This is a genomic window from Paenibacillus sp. FSL H7-689, assembly GCF_000517905.1.
Lineage (GTDB): Bacteria > Bacillota > Bacilli > Paenibacillales > Paenibacillaceae > Paenibacillus > Paenibacillus amylolyticus.
The window spans coordinates 43,623-65,669 of record NZ_ASPU01000010.1 but is presented as its reverse complement, the minus strand read 5'-3'; the positions used below and the strand labels follow the sequence as shown (position 1 = coordinate 65,669).

The 22,047-nt window shown below is 48.3% G+C and carries 21 protein-coding genes; 16 read left to right on the top strand and 5 right to left on the bottom strand.

Annotated features, from left to right (window positions below; all coding sequences use genetic code 11):
- Positions 1 to 110 precede the first annotated feature (110 nt).
- The 4 genes from C170_RS06250 to C170_RS06235 form a co-directional block, all read right to left on the bottom strand.
- Positions 111 to 1,763: a methyl-accepting chemotaxis protein gene (locus C170_RS06250; protein WP_036607433.1), complete on the bottom strand. Its 1,653-nt coding sequence runs from the start codon at positions 1,761 to 1,763 to the stop codon at positions 111 to 113.
- A gap of 26 nt (positions 1,764 to 1,789) precedes the next feature.
- Positions 1,790 to 2,797 (bottom strand): BMP family lipoprotein, encoded by a 1,008-nt coding sequence (locus C170_RS06245; RefSeq protein ID WP_081745872.1) that lies wholly within the window; start codon positions 2,795 to 2,797, stop codon positions 1,790 to 1,792.
- Positions 2,798 to 3,164: 367 nt separating this feature from the next.
- Positions 3,165 to 4,775 carry a gamma-glutamyltransferase family protein gene (locus C170_RS06240; RefSeq protein WP_036607524.1) on the bottom strand — a complete coding sequence of 537 codons (1,611 nt, stop codon included), beginning with the start codon at positions 4,773 to 4,775 and terminating at the stop codon, positions 3,165 to 3,167.
- Positions 4,776 to 4,899: 124 nt separating this feature from the next.
- Complete coding sequence (locus C170_RS06235; RefSeq protein WP_036607429.1) at positions 4,900 to 5,799, bottom strand: glucose 1-dehydrogenase; 900 nt, start codon at positions 5,797 to 5,799, stop codon at positions 4,900 to 4,902.
- Positions 5,800 to 5,954: 155 nt separating this feature from the next.
- Here C170_RS06235 and fosB point away from each other — a divergent pair, with 155 nt between their 5' ends.
- Positions 5,955 to 6,374, top strand: coding sequence for a metallothiol transferase FosB (fosB, locus tag C170_RS06230; RefSeq protein ID WP_036607427.1), 420 nt, complete (start codon positions 5,955 to 5,957; stop codon positions 6,372 to 6,374).
- Between the two features lie 137 nt (positions 6,375 to 6,511).
- Positions 6,512 to 6,706, top strand: a complete 195-nt coding sequence (locus C170_RS30675; RefSeq protein WP_143781120.1) for a hypothetical protein — start codon at positions 6,512 to 6,514, stop codon at positions 6,704 to 6,706.
- 26 nt (positions 6,707 to 6,732) lie between these two features.
- On the opposite strand, the gene C170_RS06220 is transcribed toward C170_RS30675, so the two are convergent.
- Positions 6,733 to 7,983, bottom strand: a complete 1,251-nt coding sequence (locus C170_RS06220; protein WP_162158956.1) for a helix-turn-helix domain-containing protein — start codon at positions 7,981 to 7,983, stop codon at positions 6,733 to 6,735.
- Positions 7,984 to 8,171: 188 nt separating this feature from the next.
- Between C170_RS06220 and C170_RS06215 the strand changes: the two genes are divergently transcribed.
- The 14 genes from C170_RS06215 (at position 8,172) to C170_RS06150 (ending at position 22,033) form a co-directional block, all read left to right on the top strand.
- Positions 8,172 to 8,393 carry a hypothetical protein gene (locus C170_RS06215; RefSeq protein WP_036607418.1) on the top strand — a complete coding sequence of 74 codons (222 nt, stop codon included), beginning with the start codon at positions 8,172 to 8,174 and terminating at the stop codon, positions 8,391 to 8,393.
- Between the two features lie 116 nt (positions 8,394 to 8,509).
- Positions 8,510 to 9,517: a ketoacyl-ACP synthase III family protein gene (locus C170_RS06210; RefSeq protein WP_036607416.1), complete on the top strand. Its 1,008-nt coding sequence runs from the start codon at positions 8,510 to 8,512 to the stop codon at positions 9,515 to 9,517.
- On the top strand, positions 9,453 to 10,847 hold the full coding sequence (locus C170_RS06205; protein WP_051447035.1) for an ATP-grasp domain-containing protein: 1,395 nt from the start codon (positions 9,453 to 9,455) through the stop codon (positions 10,845 to 10,847). Before C170_RS06210 ends, C170_RS06205 begins: the two co-directional genes overlap by 65 nt.
- On the top strand, positions 10,848 to 12,137 hold the full coding sequence (gene lysA, locus C170_RS06200; RefSeq protein ID WP_036607414.1) for a diaminopimelate decarboxylase: 1,290 nt from the start codon (positions 10,848 to 10,850) through the stop codon (positions 12,135 to 12,137). It abuts the gene before it with no gap.
- Between the two features lie 12 nt (positions 12,138 to 12,149).
- Positions 12,150 to 12,410 carry an acyl carrier protein gene (locus C170_RS06195; protein ID WP_036607413.1) on the top strand — a complete coding sequence of 87 codons (261 nt, stop codon included), beginning with the start codon at positions 12,150 to 12,152 and terminating at the stop codon, positions 12,408 to 12,410.
- A 116-nt stretch (positions 12,411 to 12,526) separates the two neighbouring features.
- The gene (locus C170_RS06190; RefSeq protein WP_036607412.1) at positions 12,527 to 13,282 is read left to right on the top strand and encodes a hypothetical protein; all 756 of its coding nucleotides are present in this window, start codon (positions 12,527 to 12,529) and stop codon (positions 13,280 to 13,282) included.
- Between the two features lie 19 nt (positions 13,283 to 13,301).
- Positions 13,302 to 14,249, top strand: coding sequence for a ketoacyl-ACP synthase III family protein (locus C170_RS06185; RefSeq protein WP_036607410.1), 948 nt, complete (start codon positions 13,302 to 13,304; stop codon positions 14,247 to 14,249).
- A 25-nt stretch (positions 14,250 to 14,274) separates the two neighbouring features.
- Positions 14,275 to 15,009: a hypothetical protein gene (locus tag C170_RS30990; protein WP_036607408.1), complete on the top strand. Its 735-nt coding sequence runs from the start codon at positions 14,275 to 14,277 to the stop codon at positions 15,007 to 15,009.
- Positions 15,009 to 16,166, top strand: coding sequence for an acyl-CoA dehydrogenase family protein (locus C170_RS06175; protein WP_051447034.1), 1,158 nt, complete (start codon positions 15,009 to 15,011; stop codon positions 16,164 to 16,166). Before C170_RS30990 ends, C170_RS06175 begins: the two co-directional genes overlap by 1 nt.
- Positions 16,159 to 17,112 (top strand): hypothetical protein, encoded by a 954-nt coding sequence (locus C170_RS06170; protein WP_036607406.1) that lies wholly within the window; start codon positions 16,159 to 16,161, stop codon positions 17,110 to 17,112. The genes C170_RS06175 and C170_RS06170 overlap by 8 nt, the downstream gene beginning before the upstream one ends.
- Before the next feature lie 13 nt (positions 17,113 to 17,125).
- A complete protein-coding gene (locus C170_RS06165; RefSeq protein ID WP_143781119.1) occupies positions 17,126 to 18,511 on the top strand; it encodes an MATE family efflux transporter in 1,386 nt (461 codons plus the stop codon).
- Positions 18,512 to 18,544: 33 nt separating this feature from the next.
- Entirely contained in the window at positions 18,545 to 19,675 is a 1,131-nt protein-coding gene (locus tag C170_RS06160; RefSeq protein ID WP_036607402.1) for an arginase family protein, read from the top strand.
- A complete protein-coding gene (locus C170_RS06155; protein ID WP_036607400.1) occupies positions 19,672 to 20,649 on the top strand; it encodes an LpxL/LpxP family acyltransferase in 978 nt (325 codons plus the stop codon). The genes C170_RS06160 and C170_RS06155 overlap by 4 nt, the downstream gene beginning before the upstream one ends.
- 25 nt (positions 20,650 to 20,674) lie before the next feature.
- On the top strand, positions 20,675 to 22,033 hold the full coding sequence (locus C170_RS06150; RefSeq protein ID WP_036607396.1) for an insulinase family protein: 1,359 nt from the start codon (positions 20,675 to 20,677) through the stop codon (positions 22,031 to 22,033).
- Positions 22,034 to 22,047: the final 14 nt, after the last annotated feature.

Below are 22,047 nucleotides of genomic sequence, written 5' to 3'. Positions count from 1 at the left end.
CTAATCCTGGCTCGGCTATAACCTGCCCATAACATGCCTATAATCTGCATCTAACCTGCATCTCAACTACATCTGAACTACGTCCAACCCAAAATTCTCCGGCATCCTGCTTACAGACGGAATCGCAGCAATTCCTGATGCATCTCTGCACTAATATCACGCAATGTCTTCACCTTGATACTTGCATCAGCGAAGGAACGTTGTTGTTCCGACGTGGAGGCGGTAATCTCTTCACTGCTGGCAGCCGACTGCTCGGTGATGGCACTGATATTTTCGATGGCTTGTTGCACCTGTGTACTGAGTTCATTGGAGTGTTGCATGTCCTCAGCAAGCTGATGGATACCCGTACTAATGCGCTCCACACTTTCACGAATAGCAGAGAAGGATTCGCGAGTCTGGCCAGTGGCTTGTTCCTGTTCGCCGAATAACTGCATGCTTTGTGCTACAGAGTTCTTCACCTTGTCCATGGAGGTTGTGATCTCGCCCACAGCCGCATAGATATGTTTGACCGATTGCGCAGATTGTTCGGCGAGTTTGTTCACCTCGCCCGCAACAACAGCGAAGCCACGTCCGGCTTCTCCAGCGCGAGCAGCCTCTATGGAGGCATTTAACGAGAGCATGGTTGTTTGTTTGGCAATCTCTGATACATATGCCGTCATCGTAGTGATTCGAACCGCGCTTTCTTCCAGTTCCCGCACCGTTTGTTCCACCTCGGCCATCGCCATACGATTCACTTCGGCCAAGCGGAGTTGCTCCGCTACAGCCTTATTACCTTCCTCAACGGTAGTTAATACTTCACGACCATCGATTACCGATTGGGAAGTGGCCTCCAGATTGCTATTGAAGGTAGACTGCATTTTGTCCACAACCATCACTGTTTCACTCAGATCCTCGGCAATCTTTTGACTGCCAATTGACAGTTCCTCCGTGGTGCGGGATACTTGCTGCACAATCGCTTGGGCTGTATCATTACCGCGGTCAATATCTTGTGCCATCAGATCGACACGATGACCCGCTTCACCAATCGACTGAATAATGCCGCGGATATTATGAGTCATGGTACCGAAGGAACGACTCAGGTCATCGAGTTCATCTTTGCCCCGAGCTTCCGGTAATTGTCCGGTCAGGTCACCGTCCGCAATTTGTCCAGCGGCGTCTTTGAGTGTTCGAATACGCTTGGCAATCTGACGTGAAGTATACATATTAAACAGCATCACGGCGACGAGCAATACGATAGCTCCTGCCAGAGCGGCTTGCCACGTTTGCTGAATGTCACGTTCCAAATCGACGGTATATTGATCATAACGATCCCGAGTCATCTCATCTAACGAATAGATATCATTCTGTATGCCCCGAACCCGAGTGCTGTAACGTTTCGCTTCCGCACTGTTCATCGCACTCATCGCTTCGGTGGCTCCCTGGTTGAGAGCTTCTAATTTTGTCTCGATGGACTGAATAAGTTGTAACTGCTGATCTGTTTCGAGCAATCCGTCCGTAAGCTCCTGAATCATCGTTTGGCCTTCATCCAGCAAGCGAAGCACGGCGTCCTGGTTTCCTGCTGTCATGGAGAATGAGTAGACATCCAGCGCTTGCTGGGTCTGAATCTGATTGGCGTTCAGTTCACTCACCTTGAGCATGGCTGGTACCAGATTTTGATTTTTGGCATTCATGTTGAGCAATTGCATGATGATATAAGCGACTAGCACAAGGCATAGAAGTAGTGAAATTAGAGCATTAAGTATCAGTTTTCCCTGTAGTTTCATGTGCGTACCTCCTCGTATCCGATGGGTTATTGATCAAGCGTAATTTTGATTTGACCGGAAGAGATCTTAGCCTTCAGATCTTCGAAGGTTTGCTGTTGTTCATCACTGAGCGTGATATTATGTAGAGCAGTCAGACCCACGGCGTTCTCCGCCAGCCCCTCCACGATTTCCTTTTGAGGGAAGGTATGATTGTTTTGAACAAACGTGTTAACGGCATTATAGATAGAGACATCCACATTTTTCAGCATGGACGTAAGAATGGATTTTTCCGCCAAAAAGAATTGATCGGTATCTACACCGATGGCGTATTTCCCTAATTTCTGAATCTCCGTCAGTGCACCAACGCCTGTGAGACCAGCAGCTACGTAGATCACGTCAGCGCCCTTTTCCTGAATCATCTCTGCAGCCAGTTGTTCACCCAGCTCGGCATTGCCAAAGTCCCCTGCGTAGACGACATCAACGGTTGCATTCGGCTTGACAGCCAGAACACCTTGTTTAAAACCCTGCTCGAAATTACGAAGGACTGGTATCTCTATTCCACCAAGGAAGCCGACATGATCTTCCGTTGAAGCCATAGCGGCAATAACACCTGCCAGATAACTTCCTTCTTCCGCCCGGAATGAAATGGAGGCAATGTTAGGCAGTTCGGACTGACTGTCAATCATGAGGAACTGCTGGTCAGGATAGTTGGCTGCAACTTTCTCCATATCCGCTTGGACAGCATCACTCAGGCCGATAACCAGATCGAATTTGGCTTGCGCAAACTCTTCAAATGCAGCTTCGGCATTGTCGCCCGGTTCACGATAGTCAAAGACAATGCTTTTCTCATTTCTGGCCTGAACCAGTCCATCAAAAGCAGCATCATTAAAAGAACGGTCACCCAGACCCACTTCCGTAAGCACGATCCCAACCTTTGTTCTTGTGTCTGTTGCCGTTGTTGTATTGTTGGGTGAACATGCCCCCAGGATTAGTACCGTCAGGATCATCATTATGGTGAGACCTAGACCTGCGCGTCTGTTCTTGTTTGTTTTCATGTGTGGTACCCTCATTTCTGTAGTCGCATTTTTCTGTTTTGCGTGATTCCTTAGCTCCAGGGAAGTACGTGTGCATGATGACACGTATGGTGAGGATTTCCCTTTATCTATATCGGTCAGAAAGGCACTGTGATTTATGGTATGTAGTGAAAATTTACGAAAAAATAAGTATTTTTCATGAATTACACATTATTTTTACATTTCTCTGGTTAAAAGGGTACATAAATATCTACAGTATGTTGTTTACTGATGTTAGAAGTCGAAAAAAGGCACAACAGAGATGACATGAATCATCTCTGTTGTGCCTTAAAATTTCACCCTATACGGATGATAAGGTGATCATCCTATTATAAAAATGACGCGAGTTTTACCAAGCCGCAATCGAGCCATCCGCTCGGGTTTCCGTACCCCCGCATAATACGCCATTGTCCGGGTTGCGCCAGATGATCTGACCGCGTCCAAACTGGGATGGATCGAGTGCCACTTGAATATCATGTCCTTTGCGGGCGAGTGCCTGAGCGATATGCTGCGGGAAACCCGGTTCCACGAGAATTGTTTTGCCCTTCGTCCACTGCCAGCGCGGAGAATCCAAGGCGGCCTGTGGGTTCAGGTGATAATCGATCGTATTCATAACCACCTGCACATGACCCTGCGGCTGCATGAAACCACCCATGACACCGAATGGCCCAACCGCTTCGCTGCCACGGGTGAGGAACCCCGGAATGATCGTGTGATAGGTTCGTTTGCCTGGCTCCAGGGCGTTGGCATGATTAGGGTCCAGTGAGAAGTTGTGTCCACGATTCTGCAAAGCAATGCCTGTTCCCGGAACAACGAGCCCAGACCCGAAGCCCATATAGTTACTCTGGATAAACGAAACCATGTTGCCTTCACCATCAGCCGTAGCCAGATACACCGTTCCACTTGCACGTGGATCACCTGCCTCAGGTGCTCGTGCGGTATCACCAATGAGTTTGCGCCGTTCTTCCGCGTATGCCTCGGACAGGAGTTCCTCCACCGTCAAACCCATTTTGCGTTCTTCAGTAATATATTTCTCCCCGTCGGCAAATGCCAGCTTCATAGCTTCAAGTTGCCGATGATATGCCAGAACGGATTCTTTCTCGTCAAAATCATATCCCTTCAGGAGATTAAGCGCCGCGAGAGCAATCAATCCTTGTCCATTCGGCGGAATCTCCCATACATCGTAACCATGATAGGAGACGGAGATGGGATCAACCCACTCCGGCTGAAAAGCCTTCAGATCTTCGCAAGTCAGATAACCACCGTGCTCTGCCATAAAGGAATGAATGCGCTCTGCCAGTTCTCCTTCGTAAAAGTCTCGTGCTTCGCTCTCGCCAATCTGGCGCAAAGTCGCCGCATGATCCGGCGAGCGCCACATCTCTCCAGCTGCGGGAACAGGCCCGCCTGGAGCAAATGTCTCAAACCACGCCCGCCCTGCTTCCGCATCACCCTGGCGTGCATAGATCTCGGCTGCCCTTGCCCAGTGGCGGGCCAGCCCAGGCGCAAGCGGATAACCTTCCTCCGCATAGCGGATGGCCGGTTCCAGCGCTTCCGCCAGCGTGAGTCGCCCAAAACGGCGGCTCAGCTCAGCCCAACCCGCCGGTGCGCCAGGCACCGTCACCGGAACAACCCCAAGCTTCGGCATCTCCGTATGGCCTGCCGCTTGAAGCGCCTCAATGGATATGCCCTGAGGCGCAGGGCCGCTGGCATTCAGGCCATGCAGTTTGCCCTCGGTCCAGACGAGGGCAAAAGCATCGCCTCCAATGCCATTGGACGTTGGCTCCAGCACCGTGAGTGCTGCCGCAGTTGCAATGGCGGCATCAATGGCATTGCCGCCTTTTTTCAATACATCCAGACCAGCTTGTGCAGCCAGTGGCTGTGACGTGGCGACCATGCCTTGTTTCGCATACACAGGCACGCGGTAAGAGGGGTACGGTTGGTAGAGTGGATCGAAGTTCATCAGGTTGTTCAGCTCCTTGTCGCTAGATGTCAGGCTCCGGCATAACCGGATCATACTCCTAACCCTCTTCGCAACTGAACAACCGATATCCTGCCACACCTGCCAAATCCAACCTGACATCAGCCTATGTCGTTACCATATCGCCGCCATTTACATGAATGCATTCACCTGTGACGTAGGATGAATCGCGGGAAGCGAGATAAACGTAGGCTGCCGCCAGTTCGTAAGGCTGACCAGCTCGACCCATGGGTGTATCTGTTCCAAATACCTGTACATCCTCAGCGGAGAAACTAGCAGGAATGAGCGGTGTCCAGATGGGTCCCGGGGCGACGGAATTCACACGGATTCCCTGTGCAGCGAGTGATTGGGCGAGTACACGAGTCAGCGATACGACGGCTCCTTTGGTAGAAGAGTAGTCGATCAGTTGAGTGTTGCCTTTATATGCTGTAATGGAAGCCGTATTGATAATGGAGGCACCTCTGCACAGATGGGGGAGAGCGGCCTGAATCAGAAAGAAATAGGCGAACACATTGGTCTGAAAGGTGTGATACAGCTGTTCCTCTGTAATATCAACGATGCTTGGCTGCACATACTGTACGCCATGATTGTTGACCAGAATATCGATCTTCCCGTAGGTTTCCATGGTTGTGCGAATGACGGCTTCACAGTTTTTCTTTAAGCGGAGATCAATCTCGATTAAGAGACAGCGCTGTCCCAGTTCTTCGATCCGTTCACGAGTCCTTTCGGCATCTGTCCGTTCATATAGATAAGCAATGACGATATCCGCACCTTCCTTGGCAAAAGCGATGGCGGCCGCCCGGCCGATTCCACTGTCACCACCCGTAATAATGGCAACTTTACCTTGGAGTTTGCAGCTGCCGATATAGGCAGGATCTTCACTGATCGGTTCAGGCACCATCAGAGTTTCCAGACCGGGTTGCTGGTCCTGATGCTGGGGTGGAAATGCCAGCTTTTGCTCCTTGCATACCGTTTTCTCACCATAAAAAGGATAGACAGGATTCATTCGCTTTACATCCTCCTCGAACGTTCATTGATACGGATAACCTATGCATTCGCCCAGAAGAACGTGCGGGAGGAAACAGCAGAGCGGTTGTTTTTTGCGCAGAATATACCATAATAAGGGTAGATCCTTAAATCGATGGAGGTGTCAGGAGCCACATGAATATTCAAGGAATTAATCATTTGTGCTTTTCCGTATCCAATCTGGAGCGGGCCATTACCTTTTATGAGCAGGCTCTCGGTGCCCAAATTCAGGTGAAAGGACGCAAACTGGCTTATTTTGAGCTTGCCGGTCTGTGGATTGCCCTGAATCAGGAGGATGTTATTCGCAACTATACGGAACGAACCTATACCCATATTGCATTTACCGTTACAGAAGAGGAGTTCGACGCGTCTGTACAGCAGCTGCGAGCAGCCGGGGCGGACATTCTTCCTGGAAGGCCCAGAGATCCCCGGGACGCATTATCTGTTTATTTTACTGATCCGGATGGTCATTTGTTTGAACTGCATACAGGTACGATGAAGCAAAGGCTGGATTATTATCGCGAAGACAAAGATCATATGACCTTTTATACGTGAGTTTCATGTGCAAGTAGAGGTAAATGGTAATTAACGTATTTAAAGTCATTGCAATTATCCGTACAATACATCTTAGGTTCGCTGAAGTGTACACGGTATGTTCGGCTGCCAAACCATATGCACAAGGAGAGATGGACGTGGATAATAAAATATTCAAGCTTCGGATTGTTGCGAGCGGGTTGTCTATGGCCATTGTCATGTTGTTTTCATTGTACAATGGACATCTTCAAAATTCAGGGGAAGCTCTTCAGTCCCGTGTATCATTGGGCTATTCGTCAGACAAACAAATAACGGTGCACCCGCTTGATCTGAATGATCCTGTTCCTGAATAGTTGTTAGGAGAAGATGGGGGCCGTATTTATTTGATATAGGATTTATAGTCATCATAATTCATTTTCTGTTCTTGTCCGCTTAGAATTAAAAGTTTGTGGCTAATATCAGCCTCACGATCTGCATGGATGCGTTTAAGCAGATCGTAACTCATTCGAAGGAAATAATAGCCTTCATTGGTGTTGTCTTTCTCATGAAATACAATGCCGAGAAGACGATATAGTTTTGCACGGAGCATGCCTTCATCTCGTTGATCCAGCAGTTTAAGAGCTTCCTTGATGGCTGTTTCGGCCAGTAAAGGTTGCCGTTCTTCGAGATAAATTTTACTGATTTCCTCTAATATAGAAGCCTTCTTGTGAGGCAGATTGCGTTTGTCGTAGATATCGGCGCATTCTGACAGCAAGGGAAGGGCTTCTTTTTTTTGTCCCATATGAAGTTGAATGACAGCCAGATTGTGAAGAGCAAGTACATAGGATTTACTATTTGCCTGTTTATATGAATCTACCGATTTCTTGGTCCAGTCATAACTTAAGAGCAAGTGTCCGTCCTGTTCGGACATATAATAGGCCTTGCCCAAACCCAGCGTAATTTCGCCATATAACTCCGGTTGCCCGGTCATGTGGGCTTCTTTTTCGGCTTTGAGATAATAATCCAGTCCCTTATCCACGTTACCGAGCCGCAAATGGGTTGTTCCGAGAAAGGTTAACGAACGGATATGTTTATCTTGCAGATGTTTGAGTTTGCTGCTGTAGGTATAGGACTGTTCGTAGTATTTACGGGCAGCGTGAAACAGTTCTGCATGAAATGCAGCTCTTCCCATTTCCAGGTAATAGTCGACAATGCGCTCCCGGTCTCCTGTTCGGGTGACTGTAAAAGCCGCAGTTTCCCCATCATCCAGAGCTTGGCGGTAATCGCCAAGCCTATTGTGGCTTCGAATGATGAGCAGATAGGCTTCCGTTTGATCCAGTGTATCTTCCGTCAGAGTCAGAACTTTGTGAGCCATACGGATACAGGCAGGATCATTCTGCTCAGCATAGTAGGCTTTGGCTTTGTCCAGGACAGCTTCACCAATATCGGTGTCCGTTGTCGGACTTCCTCCCAAGAAGTACTCCATTGGTGTATTGAGTCTGCGAGCAATGATTTTCAACATACGCTGAGAGGGAACGGCTCTGCCTTTTTCGATGAGGCTGATGTATGAGCGTGTCATATCCTCACCTGCCAGTTGTTTCTGAGACAGTCCAAGTTGCTCCCGGATTTCCCGAATTTTGGGTCCGATCATGATCATTCACCGTCCCTTGAATTAGTTTGTGATTACGTTGTGAAATGTGAGTTGTATATTGAATGCTTGGAATTGGTATTAACAAGGGGTAAGGCGTGCGAGAAATCCATTTACCTCCATTTACAGTTTAAATCCAAATTGGGAGATTATAGAATGATAGTATCCAAGACGAAAGGAGGAATAAATCAATGATCATTAAAGCGACTCCCATTACATTGGAACAATTGAAGAACAAAGAGTTGGAAGCAGTACAATCGGAAGTGAACGTGCTGGGCGAAACACGTGAAGTTAGTGCTCGTGCAGTAGCAGCTCGTGCAGTATCTGCCCGTGCAGTAGCAGCTCGCGCAGTATCGGCTCGCGCAGTAGCAGCTCGTGCGGTATCTGCTCGTGCAGTAGCGGCTCGTGCATAATCCCTTGTATCTACTATGGCATTATGGTTAGTCCAATAGATGAGAGCTTCGGATGAAGCTCTCTCCCTATATTGAGAGTGCTCCGTATGATGGGTATAACGAGGTGTCCTAAACCGATGCATATCAAGCAAATATGGTCATACATTCCCAAGTTCGTCGTTCCTGTCCGGGAGTTGAGCGAACATCTGGGACTCAAACAAGCTCAGACCAAAGTGTTGGAGAAAATTCACGGTCTGAAACAGGTTCCGCAAGACAAAGACGGTGATCTGACTAAGCTGTTAGGACGTGTCCTCGCCCAGGTGGTAAACAGTCCGACAGTTGTTCCATCTTCTATCAAGTATATCATTTATTGCCACACAATTCAGGAAAATTTCCCCTTTCCAATGAAGGTATTGCAAGGTCTGAAGCAGGCTTACGGCATGCATCATGCCATTGCATTTTCACTGACACAGCAGAACTGTGCCTCAGGTTTGATTGCGCTGGATGTTGCTGCAACATTGCTGCCCTCTTTGGAAGAGGATGATCATATTTTAATCGTAACAGGTGAAAAAACATTCAGTCCCATTGTACAGCTCATCCCCAATACAACCGTTATGGGCGAAGCTGCGGCCGCCATACTGGTTGGTAAATCCGGCCCGGGAAGCAGGATGGTGGGGCTTACGAACGTAACCCTTGGACAATTCTGCAACGTGCTGACAGGTGATCCCGAGACGCTCAAGGAATTTCAGGAAATCTATACACCCCAGCTCTGTGATGTCATTCACGAGGCAATAGATGGATCGGGCCTGACGTTGGAGGATATCCGTTATATTGTCCCGCACAATGTGAATCTGTCTTCATGGAAAAAGGTTGCTGCACGATTGTCCTATCCATTGGAGCGGGTGTACACATCCAATGTGGGAGAAATCGGGCACTGCTTCTGTTCCGATCCCTATATTAATCTGAAAGAGATTTCAGATCAGGGGCTATTGCAGAAGGACGACTACTATTTGCTTGTCACGGTTGGGCTGGGAGCAACATTCAGCGTGGCGGTGATGCAGTTCGCAGAAGAACGAGGTGATGAGATTGACCGCACTGTTGACCGGATTTTCGAGAAAGCTGAAGCAGGCGCTTACAGGTCATGATGAAGCTGTTTTTATTTATATAAACAATTTTGAAGTCGAAGAATACTGGAATGAGCAGGGGGTACTGAAGTTGCCTTCGCTGAGTGTTGGTTCGGCTGCTGACGTTGTAAACCGGATGGAGGAGCTGGGAATTTTCCTGGCAGGTGAACAGGATATCGTATTGCTCAAGGAACTGCCGGATTCCGGATTTATAGCAGATGCGCAGGCCATCGGTTTTGGTCGATCACGTTTAATTGCTACTGAATATAATGAACCAGGATTGAACATTACAGCTAACATCCTGCATTGTCAGCGTACGCTGGACAGGCTGCGTGAACTGGCAGATAGACAGGATATACAGGCTTATCTGGTTCCCTTCGGAGCCTCGGATCAGGAAGAAGAACTATCTCAACGCACGGGTATTCCCCTTGCCGTACCACCGGCTGACATTTTCCGCAAAGTCAATGATAAGGGCTACTCCCGAAGGCTTAATGCCGAACTGGGTGTCCGTCAGATTCCTGGCTGTGAGTGTTACTCTCTGGAGGAACTTACGTCCGGATTTGAACGTATGAAATCCGTGTTGGAACAGGGCGGGCGTATTGTCATGAAGGATTCGATGGGCGTCTCGGGCAAGGGAATCACCGTTATTGCAGATGAAGCCCGTTTCCACAAATGCGTGAAATTACTGGAGAAACAGGCAAGCAAGAATGGGACAAGAGCTGTGAATTATGTGCTGGAGCAGTGGATAAACAAAACATGTGATCTGAATTACCAGATTTTAATTCATCGGAGTGGTGAGGTTGAATTTCTTGGTGTGAAGGAATCATTGGTCGAACAGGGTGTTCATCAGGGGCATCTCATGCCACCACGTCTCAGCGTTGCGCAGATTGAGGTGATTCGGGATGCGGCATTGCAGATTGGGGCTGCGCTCCATCGGGACGGATATTACGGTGTAGCCGGTATCGATGCCATTCTGGATGAGGACGGAAGTGTGTGGCCTAATCTGGAGATCAATGCAAGGTTTAACATGTCGACGTATCAGACTGAGATCCAGAACCAGTGGATTCCTGAGGGGATGTTAGCTTTGGCCAAAAAATATACACTTCGTTTGAATCACCGCCTGGATTATGGAAAGTTAAGGTCAACACTTGGTCCTCTGTTATTTGATCCGCTGAAGGGCGAGGGGATACTTATCAACAATTTTGCAACGGTCAATGCAGCCTTCAAAGGTGAAGATCGTGTGTTCTCTGGTCGTCTCTATGGTGTCATTATTGCTCATTCGGCTGAGCAGCTACGGGCGACCGATGCTGCGGTTGAAGCCAAGTTATCATTCATAAACGAGGTGAAGTAGATGTCTGGAGATTATCAGATTCAAGGGCTTGCGATTTCGGCCATCGCTGCACAATTCGGTACACCATTATACGTCTATGACGCTGAGGTATTAGAGCGAGTATATGAAGAACTTCGCAGCCTGCTGACTCCAAAGGTGGAATTGTTCTACTCATTAAAGGCTAATCCCAATATTTCAATTGTTCACCTGCTTCAGGGGCTTGGAGCCCAGGCAGAGGTCTGTTCCATGGCCGAATTACATACCGCACTACAGGCGGGTACAAATCCGGAGCGTATAATCTTCCTCGGACCAGGCAAGACCGACGCGGAGATAACCGCTTGCATTCGTCATGGCATCTACGCAATCGTCTGTGAATCGTTTCAGGAGCTTAACCGCATTGAAGCCATTGCAGCTGAAGAGGGACGGATTGTCCCCGTGGCACTGAGAATCAATCCTTCTTTTACCGTGAAGGGATCACGGCTCACGATGGGTGGCAAACCACGCCAGTTTGGCATGGATGAGGATACTGTGATGCAGGGACGACAGCAATTGGAACGATGCTCACATGTGGATATTATCGGTCTGCATGTATACATGGGAACCCGTATGCTTGACGTGGAACCTATTGTGGAGAACACACGCCACATTCTGGAGCTTGCCGAACGGTTGGAGGAGCAACTGGGCATTCGGCTGCAGATGGTAGATGTGGGCGGTGGTCTTGGAGTTCCGTATTACGAGGGAGAACAGCCGCTGTCTGTGAGTGCCCTGTCTGCACAATTGAACCCTTTGTTCGAACAATTCAAGGAAAAACATCCTGACATCAGACTGTTCATGGAACTGGGAAGGTATCTGGTGGGAACCAGTGGGATGCTGGTTAGCCGAGCCTTATATGTCAAGGAGTCGTATGGAGAGACGTTTGTTGTGACCGATGGTGGTACCAATTGTCATATGGCTGCGGTCGGAATCGGTTCGTATGTGAAGCGCAATTTCCCGATTGCATCTTTGTCACGTTACGGAGAATCCCCGGTTGCAGAGTTTAATATAACTGGCCCTTTGTGTACCCCGAATGATGTTATTGGCAAAAAAGTAAACCTGCCTCCCGTTGAACAAGGGGATTTAATTGGTGTATTTCATTCCGGTGCCTACGGTCCTACTGCTTCACCGACCCATTTTCTCAGTCATGGAAGTCCGGCTGAAGTGATGATTAGTGGTGGAGAAGCCCATCTGATTCGGGAAAGGGATACTCCCGAAGATCTACTGGGCAAACAGCGTTTGATCCCTGTTTCACATTCCGCAGTAACCAACAGATGAGGAGAGATGATCATGACAACCGCAGTATTGCTTGAAGAAATCAAAGGTGCTCTTGCCGAAGTACTGAATATGGAAGAGAACCAAGCTGTTACATGGGACACATCTTTATTTGATGAACTTCATCTGGATTCAACGTCTGTTCTGGAACTATTGATGACGTTGGAAGACCGTATTGAGGGACTGGAGATCGACCCGGATGAACTGGAACCAGATGTATTTAACACAGTGGGTTCACTAGCTGTATATATCGAAAAGCAACTCGTTGCTGCCTGATGGCGGCGCCTGTTACCATCCGGGACATGAGGGTCAGGCTGTTTAAGGACAAGCAGCCTCCGTTCGAACATCCGGAGTTGTTAAGATTTCACAGTGATTTGTTGGCGGGGTCCCCCGTGGTACCCCGGTTTCATCTGCTGGAGGGTCGTTATAACAATGCCTATCATGATATGAGTGTACTACTGCTCGAAGAGTCGGGGCTGGATCAGATCATGGGAGACGTGGATGTTCTCCTGCTGGCCTATCATTTTCCCAATATTCGTCCAGATATCTCCATTGTCAACTATCTGATGGACCGTTATCAGGCACGGTTCCTGAGTTTTGCCGTGAACGATATGGGGTTCGGTGCACCGTTCGCGGCACTACATATGCTCCAGCATTATCTGAACAGCGGCAACTACGATCGGGGAATGCTGCTTGTGCTTGATCAGACGTCTCTTCCCTACGAGACGGAAGGAGTGGGCGAGATTGTAGAACCCGACACGGGAGCTGTTCTGGTTCTGGATCGGTTGGCAGAAGGCGGTTCATCCCTTGTTGGTGTGGAAATACAATATGCCGAGAGTTCGATTGCCGAGACAGCAGAATTGTTGCTGGACAGGCTTTGCGTTCAGGTATCCGTTAATCTGGCTCAGATCAGGCTTCTTGTCCATCCGCTGTTGGAGCAGGAAGTGTCCGGTACCGAATGGTTTCATGCTACAGGCTGGCAAGGGAGTTACGATCCTGCCCACTGGAGCGCTGCACCATTCTTTGGTCTGAAGCAACTTCTTGAAGATCGGTGCACAGATGATTACATATGTCTGATGCACCTGGAGCCAGATGACAAGTTTATCTATGCACTTCTCATTCATACACGTGGATACGAAGAGCTGTAATCAGGAGGAGGGAAACGTGATGGGGCTGGGTATAGTGGATATCGGTGTATATTTGCCTGATCAGATCGAAGAGCCCGGGGTTATCCTCGAATCCTTGGGACTGGGTAAAGGAGAGCTTCAATTGCTGCGCAAATATCATCGTCTGAACGGTGTTCCCGTTACCCCTCCGGGTCAGCATCTGGATACTTCTATCGTTCGCGCGATCGGACAGCTTGTTGACAGACAACCTTTGCCTGCCATTGACCTTGTGCTCTATGCCCATTCTGCACATGTACAAGCACCAGGGGATTATAGGCCCTTGCAACGGGCTCTGAGTGAATATGGGCTCGAGCATATCCCCTTTTATAGTATTTCACAGATGAATTGTGCGTCCTCGATAGCCGCTCTTCAATGGCTTGAACGAATCTCCCGTACACAGCCTGATATTCGTAATGTTTTATTGGTATGTGCCGATCAGTTTAACTTCATGCCACCCGACTGGAGATATATTCGAAAGTCTACGATTCTGGGTGACTCGGCTGTTGCCATGCTTCTATCCAGAAACCATGGTCAGCACATCTTACAGGCTGCTCATGTTCTTCGGGATACGAGGTTCCATACCGGATATTATGCGGAAGTGGAAGAGATGACGTCATTTAACAAGCTGTATGTGGATCATATCATTCGAGGTATGGAAGAGCTGCTGTCAGCAGAGGGCCTGACACTTCATGATGTAGATCATATCTTTCCCCACAACGTCAATTGGACTACATGGAAGGAGTTTTCAAAGCGTACAGGCGTGGATCAAAAACAAATTTACCTGGATAATATCCCGCGGATTGGACATACCTTCTCCACGGATGCGTTCATCAATCTGAGCTCTGGGCTAGAGAATGAATGGGTGCATAAGGGGGAGAGGTCCGTACTGGTCAGCATTGGGCTGGGCAGTTTTTTTGGTTTTGCGTTAATTGAGCATGGAGATTGTTGATCATGAGTCAATAGGAGGAGTGCATATGTCAGTCTTGAATTCTGATGAGGTAGGTACTGTGCCGGTTGGTACAGAGGCCGCAGGTCGTCCGGTACCCACTGTAACAGATCTGCTGGAAGCAGCAATGTTGCGTTTGGATACACGTCCCGTGTTGTTATGCCAAGGGGGGATAATACTGGCGACACCTGAACTCGTGAAAAGTGGGCCATGGATATGTCATGCAGAGACAGGCCATATCTACGAATGGAAACAGGTACGTGCGGATCGGGTGGAAGATCGGATGTTGGAGCCTTCAGGTCTTTTACTCTACCGAATATCGGAACTTCAGAATGAAGATGTGGCATTTTTTGAAAGACAAGATGATGTCACAGGTGATATAGCTGATCTTCGAAAACGTATGCTTTATTTCCGTACTGAACTGTGCAGCGCAGGATTGGAGCAAGTGCGTAATCATCTATCCAGTCGCAACTCAGGGGGGCAATCCACACTTCAGCATCAACTGGTCAAGGGCATGATTGCAGATGTTTTGACTGTACTATATATGGCTGAGACTATTCAGTCAGATGAATTCGTATTAGAGCAATCAGGCATTTTGGAGGCTCGTACAAGCACATGGGTTCATCAAGAACTGGACGAGGCCTTCCGTCAATTGCAGCGTCTTGGAGGAGGGTTTGGCTATTTGCGACATGCGATCTCGGCTTACGTGTATGCAGGTCAAATGGTCAAAAATATGCTGCTCATTCCGAAGGAGGCCTTCTGATGATTACACGATCTACCATTGCTGTTTTTGAGCGGGAAATGAAACAATATGCCACGGAATTACGTGATATTGGCCTGGTCATTGACCGTGAACCTGAGCGTATAGCTGAGTTCACACATCTGGCATCTCTGCGAACCATCAATCGCATGATGATCCCGCCGGAATATGGCGGTGAACCGATCGTCACTGTAGGTCAGGAACGATATTATGGTCTTTCCTGTCTGGAAAGAGTTATCGCGATTGAGGAACTGTCAGCAGGTGATGCCGGTGTATTTCTGGGGAGCCCGGGTCCATCGATGTCCAGTGTAATCATATCAGCTCTGGCTGACTCACAACAGAAGGAGCGGTACTATTCTCATTTTCTCAAGGGACCCGCGTGGTCATTCTTCGCTCTTACTGAACCGGAAAAGGGCTCGGATGCTACGGGTATTGGCACACGAATTTCGCGGAACAAGGAAGGCAAACTGAACCTTGACGGACAGAAGTACTATATCGGTAATGGTAGTCGTGCCAGCATCGGACTGGTATTTGCTCAGACCAATCGTACGCCTCTCGGCATCCAGATTGCGCTGGTAGACACGTCTGTGCAGGGATTCAGCGCCACACCTCTGGATACGATGGGGGTTAGAGGTGTGCAATTGAGTCACCTCACGTTGGATGGTTTTCCGCTGGCAGAGGAAGATATCATCGGGCGTCATCTCAGTCCAACCAAGCGTGGATTATGGGGCGCGCTTCAGACCTTTCATCGTATGCGGCCAGGTGTCGCTGCACTTGCGCTTGGAGTCGCACGGGCAGCATATGATTATGTGAAGGAGCAGAGGTCTGTTTTCTCGGAGAGGGAGAAGGTGGAGTTAGAGCGACTGGAGATGCGCCTGCATTCACTCCGTAGCATGATTCGCAGCGCAGCGGCGGAGATTGATGCGGATGTGCAGAAAGGGTATCTGGCTTCCCTGAGCAAAATTCGTGCTGGAGCACTGGCTGAGGAGGCCACGGAACTGGCGCTTGACCTGATGGGACCTGGTTCCATGATTGACCATCCTTTATTGAATAAATGGTATCGGGATGCGCGTGCCTTCGAATTCATGGAAGGAACTACCTCCATTCAGAAGATCAACGTTTTCCAAGCCTATGCCAATGGAAAAATGAAGCATGCCTGATACGCTGAATAACCCTCGTGCGATGTCTGTCTATGTTAATCATATCTGTTGGGTTACGGCCGAAGATCACTTGTATACCACGGACATGCTCGATGTGGAAGATTACTATTACTTATCTCCACACATATATATGGAAGAGAACTATTATGACAGGTCTATTGTGCGAACCCGCTCTTTGCGATCCGATGATCAACGGGTAACTGCCGGTGATCTTGCGCTAGTTGTCATGGAACCTTTGGCTTCTGGTGCAAGTGAGCGCTGGGATCTGCTGATTCTGGCCCAGACCTATCCTGAACGCTACGCCATGAATCCACCTTTGGCCCGAATTCTGGAGTCTACCTCCTGGAAGGTGGACTATCCACTGGCACTTTCCCATATGGGGCCACTCGCTGCTACGGAAGGAATGCAGGCTGCAGCATGGACACTAGGGAGAGAGGAACGGGGGATGTTTGTTCTGGCGGAACAACGTGTGATTGAAGAGCACGATTCTCCCGGAGATCTGTCTGATATGGCTGTTGCCTTGGAGTTAAACAGACAGTCCGGTGCTCTTGCCGTGAATTATATAGGAAAGAGAACGGTTGACGATATCGAAGGGAGTGTTATGGCTTCAGAGATTATATCCATTATAGATGAGTTCATGGATGCTGGTCAGACGGAGAATATTCTTCTTCAATCCCGTTTACGTAGACACATAATCCCTTATTCGAAGCCAGGCATATCCTTAATCAAGTCAGTCTACCACGTACCTGAAACTATTGATTACCAAAGTGGCGACGTGTGGATACAGCTCGCTGAACAATTACAGAACGGAAATATAAAGGTAGATGATCGTGTTCTATTGATATCCTGGGATGGCGAACGGCTGTTATCAGCCTGCTGTGTACATGTAGTACATATGCCTGTCCTGACTCGTCTCACAATACATCAGGAAGTGAAGACATCATGAATGGAGGAGGGGATTGAATTTGAAAGGTCTGGATTATACTTCGGGATCGGTGAACCGGCTGTTAATCCGCACTGCAATACCGATGCTGCTTGCTTCTTTGGTTAACGTAACAACGCAGCTGGTCAATGTTTTTTTTATGGGTCATACCAGTCAGACCGTGTTATATGTGCTATCACTGTATATTCCCATTTCTTTTATCATGATTGCGCTTGTGGAAGCCATGCAATTGTCGGTTCAGGTTGCTGTCTCACGGAGCAGAGCGGAGGGTTCGCGGGCTTTTACATCGCTACTTGGGCATATGCTTGGCAGCGCAGCTATTTTTTCAATTGTTGCTGGCGGTGTGGTTATGCTGGTGTCGCCACTTCTCTCCTGGTTTTATGCCGTCCCTATGGATGTAAGGCCCATGTTTACCATTTATGTGGCGGGCATGATGGCAGCAGGTGTGCCCGCTGTGCTCGCAGCGGTGGGTGGTGCCGCATTGCGTGGGTTGGGCCGAGCTCAAGCGGCAGCGTGGAATTCCGTAGGTACGGCATCGCTCAACATTATGCTGGTGTACTGGTTCGTTTCGGTGGCTGGAATGGAATTGAAGGGAATTGTATACGCCAATCTTATTTCTTCAACACTCTCTTTGCTCATAAGCCTTCTGATTCTGATATTGAGGAAGGAATTTGTGTATGAACGGGTAACATTTGTGTGGAAACATCTCATTGCACTTCAGCAGGTAGGCATTCCCGTATTTATTTCGTACTGTCTTATCTTTTTGAGTACTTTCTTTTTCAACAAAATCGTCAGTCGATTTGGGGAAGGGGTAGTTGCTGGATTCGGAGTTGGATACCGAATTCAGACGATGGCTATACTGCCCGGAATCGTTATTGGATCGGCTATCGGGATCATGATTAATCATAACCTCAAAGAGGCTCATCGACCACGTGCATACGAGAGCTATCGCAGAGGTCTGGTACAGTCATTCATTCTTTATGCCGTAATTGCCGTATCCATCTGGGTATGGCGGGAACCGTTGACAGCTTTTCTGATTGCGGATCCCGTATCCCGTGCAGAAGCGGCCCGATATCTGGCAGTGGTTTCCCTTTCCTATCTGACCATGGGTCCTATGATGACAACGCTGCTTACCATGGAACAGAGTGGACGCGGCTATCAGGCCCTGCTTATGAATGCTGCATATTTTCTGCTTATTATTGTTGCAGGGTGGGGGCTGACACGAATCTTTGATCATGTGGGATACTTCTATGGCGTCATTGCTTTTGTTAATGCAGCGAGTTTATTATGCATCTTACCCGTGATCAGGCTGTTCAAAAAGGACTATACAGATTCATCCGGGCATAAACCAACTGACGCGGATGAGCAGGAGGGTCTAGCTGCTCAGAGTTATTCGACCTAGATATAACCAATATCAAATAGAGGAGGTCTCATTATGAAAGATACGGAACCTGTATACCTGGTACGCCGCATCGGCGATACGTTGATTGCAGCCGATGAGACGTTCAGCCAGTTCTATCAGATTGAACCCGCTGAAGAATTGGAGACACGTCCGATCCCCCAGCTAGATGGCATTGACCCTCCAGATGAGCCTTATTTTTCACTGAAACCTCTCGTAGGTCAAGATTCACCGCATCTCTATATGCTGGGTATTCCCTATTCGGGAGGTTCAGGTATGGAGGGATCAAAAGTCGCGGGATTTGAGCAATCTCTTCGGGCCGAATCATGGAAAAAGGTAATGTATCCAGCTCTGACGCAATCCCGCATATCAGGACTATATGACATTGGCAGTGGCCAGAGATTACTTGAATCAGTAATGATGCAGGATTTGGGTACTTGCCAAACAGATGATACGGATTCCTACTCGAAGGGTCTTAACTCAGCTCTGGTATATACGGAAAGGGAAGAGGCGCTACTGTGCTGCATTGGTGGGGATCATTCCATTACGTATTCCATCCTGAAATCCATATTGAGTCGATCCGAAGCAAGAATCATACTCGTCCAGTTTGATGCCCACCATGATTGCGGGGTGGATGCTATTCATCAGAGTGAGATGCATCATGCCAATTTTGTGAGGCATCTACTGACGGAGGACGGTATCGCCGCAGTCGTGCAGATTGGTCTGCGCGGCCTTCGTTCTGTAGATCAGATGTACAAACATCCCAAATTGGTTCAGATTCCTGCAGAACAGATGACCCCGGAACGAGTGCGAACAACCCTGCTTGATATACAGCACAAGTTTCAGGCGGAAGCAGCCTATTTATCGTTTGACTTAGATTGTCTTGATCCTGGGAGTTTTCCTTATGTTGATTTTCCTATCAGTGGAGGCCCGTCATGGTTTAACACCCGAAACTGTGTGGTCGCAGCACTGGAATCCTCCTTGCCCTATGTGGGCTTTGATATGGTGGAAGGGCAGGAAGCAGAATCGGATGAACGCATTCCGGGGCAATATGAGATGGCCCTCAGAATGCTTACGTATATGATGGATGGCATGCATCGAAATTACCTGCGACATGGAAAGGATGCTCTTAGAGTTTCTCAAGCCTTGGAGGGGACACGTAGATGATGAACTTTAGATCTTTATATGATATGTACCGTGAACAGGTCAGAGATGAACTTCATAAGGAGCGACAGGATGGCATTCATTTGGGGTCCTTTTATGCACTGATGAACATTATCAAGGAGATGGCTCCGCTTAAGCCGAAGCAGTCTGCTGAGTCCATCTGGATGGACTATCTCGCATTTCTTCGTACAATTAATGAGCACAAGAAAAGCCCCTATTCGTTTATGGAGTGGGATGAGGTAGAGGGGCGGGAACATCTGCAGGCAACGTTGCGTGAAGGTGGGGCGTTATTAACCTGGCATTATGGTTTTGTGAGGCACAATATGATTACGATTGGACAGGAAATACGTGCAGGCCATATGTCTGCCAAGCTTCCATTCTATCTGATCGCCGAGCAGGAAACAGTGGAACAGGAGAAGAAGCTATCCGGTTGGGAGGCCATCCGCAAGTATGCAGGTGCGGAACTGCTCAATGCGGAGGATGAGATGATTGGCATCAGGCTGTATTCCCATTTGCGGAAAGGTGGATCATTCAGTCTTTTTGTAGATGGACAGACCGGATTCAATACAGATAACCATGCTGTTGAACTACCTTTTCTAAGTTCGAAAATTCGCACTCGAAGTGGTATTTTTCGAATTTTGGCCAAAACACAAAAGCCAGTATGTGTATACTTTATGACCCTTACAGAGGACTTTCGTTCCAAGATCGTTTTTCTGCCACCGGTTGTATTGGATCAGGATATTCAGGCTTCTGCTGATAGGATATACGAGCCATTTCGCGAGCAACTGTTAAGCCAACCAGCATTGTGGCGTTTCTGGGACAGGCATCACCAGCAGGTCATTCACTGGCGAGATGATGAAACGTCAATTACTGATGAAGCAGTCAGCCGTGTGGACTGGATTTCCAAGCCACTTGATGGTTTTGGACAGCTCGGTCTGAACACGGACAGTGGAGCAATCTATAATATCAGTTCGTAGATGGAAGTGAGAGGAGGGGCGAAAGATGCAGTCTTTTACTACTGAGAGGCGTAACAATCTGTCGGTGCATGTGCTGCCAACACACCAATATGCCAATTATTATGTACAGATTAATCTGATCAATGCTCAGCAAACCATACCCTCAGCTATATTTGTCATGATAGTCCGTTTGTTAATGAACAGCTGTCGTCGCTTTCCATCGAACAGGCTACTCCAGCAACAGTTATGGTCCCTGTATGGTGCAGACCTGACCTGTCGTTTTGATTACAAAGGCGATACTCAGATTGCCTCGATCACAATGCGCATACCTCGTATAACAGAAGATAAGTTAATAACTGGAACGCAGATGGAAGCCATACATAGCGCTGTGCAATTACTCGCAGGCTTGTTGTATGACCCAGCGGTTGATGATCATGGCATGTTCGATGAGATGCAAGTACAGGATGAAATGGCTTGGACTGAACATCATATCGCGCATGATGGAACGGATTGGGACAAGGTGGTGCAGAGCCGCTGTCTGGAATGGATGGGATATGAAGGGCAGAACCGTCAATTGGCTCTGGATGAACTACGGCATTGTGTCATATCTCATGAGTTGTGTCGGCACTATCAGGCATTGATCCAAATTCCGATCCATGTTCATGTTCTTGGCGATATCTATCCTGGGCGAATTACGGATCTGATCTGGGAACAATTTGAATGTGGGAACAGGGAAGTGTTCAAACGCTGTTGTTCGGAGAGGGAATCAGAACTACACCCAATCAACACACAATATCCAGGAGAGGATGAAGTAGAGGGGCGACAAGGTAATCCTGCCGAGCAGCGGGAGGCTGAAGCCATGATGATGGAACTGTTGGACATTCAACAGTGCAAGATCAATGTTACTTATAGTACAGATATTCGATATGGCTCTGCTTTATATCCGGCTTTGTTTGTATTCCATACCTTATTTGGAGCGACACCCGCGTCCCGGTTGCAGGTTGAATTACGTGAACGTTCCCAGTTGGTATATCAAGTTACCAGCACATTGGATGATTTTCGGAAAACGCTTCACATTACAACGGGCACCAGCAGTGCTAACGTGACGGCTGTTCTCGAAGGAATCGATATGGAATGGAAGAGAATCTGTGATGGAGATGTATCCGAGAGGGAGTTATATACCGCTGTGCAGAATGTGATGCATTATGTTCAGGTCGGATTCGATCTGCCACATCAGGTCATTACAAATCATATGGATCAGGTGTTGAGCGAAAGTCAGATGACGACTGTACAATTCCTTGAAGAAATAGCAGAAGTAACTCCTGAAAGGGTGGCTTCCGTTGCTACCGAGTTGAGGAAAGAAGTCACATGGATTCTGTACCCTGAGAGTGAATATTCCGCATAGTACAGGAGGGAAAT

Excerpts from the sequence above, each read along its gene's own strand:
- C170_RS06210 (WP_036607416.1), top strand. The coding sequence starts at position 8,510 with ATGCATATCAAGCAAATATGGTCATACATTCCCAAGTTCGTCGTTCCT.
- C170_RS30990 (WP_036607408.1), top strand. The coding sequence starts at position 14,275 with ATGTCAGTCTTGAATTCTGATGAGGTAGGTACTGTGCCGGTTGGTACA.
- fosB (WP_036607427.1), top strand. The coding sequence starts at position 5,955 with ATGAATATTCAAGGAATTAATCATTTGTGCTTTTCCGTATCCAATCTG.
- C170_RS06245 (WP_081745872.1), bottom strand. The coding sequence starts at position 2,797 with ATGAAAACAAACAAGAACAGACGCGCAGGTCTAGGTCTCACCATAATG.
- C170_RS06215 (WP_036607418.1), top strand. The coding sequence starts at position 8,172 with ATGATCATTAAAGCGACTCCCATTACATTGGAACAATTGAAGAACAAA.
- C170_RS06240 (WP_036607524.1), bottom strand. The coding sequence starts at position 4,775 with ATGAACTTCGATCCACTCTACCAACCGTACCCCTCTTACCGCGTGCCT.
- C170_RS06220 (WP_162158956.1), bottom strand. The coding sequence starts at position 7,983 with ATGATCGGACCCAAAATTCGGGAAATCCGGGAGCAACTTGGACTGTCT.
- C170_RS06175 (WP_051447034.1), top strand. The coding sequence starts at position 15,009 with ATGATTACACGATCTACCATTGCTGTTTTTGAGCGGGAAATGAAACAA.
- C170_RS06150 (WP_036607396.1), top strand. The coding sequence starts at position 20,675 with ATGCAGTCTTTTACTACTGAGAGGCGTAACAATCTGTCGGTGCATGTG.
- C170_RS06170 (WP_036607406.1), top strand. The coding sequence starts at position 16,159 with ATGCCTGATACGCTGAATAACCCTCGTGCGATGTCTGTCTATGTTAAT.
- C170_RS06160 (WP_036607402.1), top strand. The coding sequence starts at position 18,545 with ATGAAAGATACGGAACCTGTATACCTGGTACGCCGCATCGGCGATACG.
- lysA (WP_036607414.1), top strand. The coding sequence starts at position 10,848 with ATGTCTGGAGATTATCAGATTCAAGGGCTTGCGATTTCGGCCATCGCT.
- C170_RS06250 (WP_036607433.1), bottom strand. The coding sequence starts at position 1,763 with ATGAAACTACAGGGAAAACTGATACTTAATGCTCTAATTTCACTACTT.
- C170_RS06205 (WP_051447035.1), top strand. The coding sequence starts at position 9,453 with ATGAGATTGACCGCACTGTTGACCGGATTTTCGAGAAAGCTGAAGCAG.
- C170_RS06195 (WP_036607413.1), top strand. The coding sequence starts at position 12,150 with ATGACAACCGCAGTATTGCTTGAAGAAATCAAAGGTGCTCTTGCCGAA.
- C170_RS06235 (WP_036607429.1), bottom strand. The coding sequence starts at position 5,799 with ATGAATCCTGTCTATCCTTTTTATGGTGAGAAAACGGTATGCAAGGAG.
- C170_RS06155 (WP_036607400.1), top strand. The coding sequence starts at position 19,672 with ATGATGAACTTTAGATCTTTATATGATATGTACCGTGAACAGGTCAGA.
- C170_RS06185 (WP_036607410.1), top strand. The coding sequence starts at position 13,302 with ATGGGGCTGGGTATAGTGGATATCGGTGTATATTTGCCTGATCAGATC.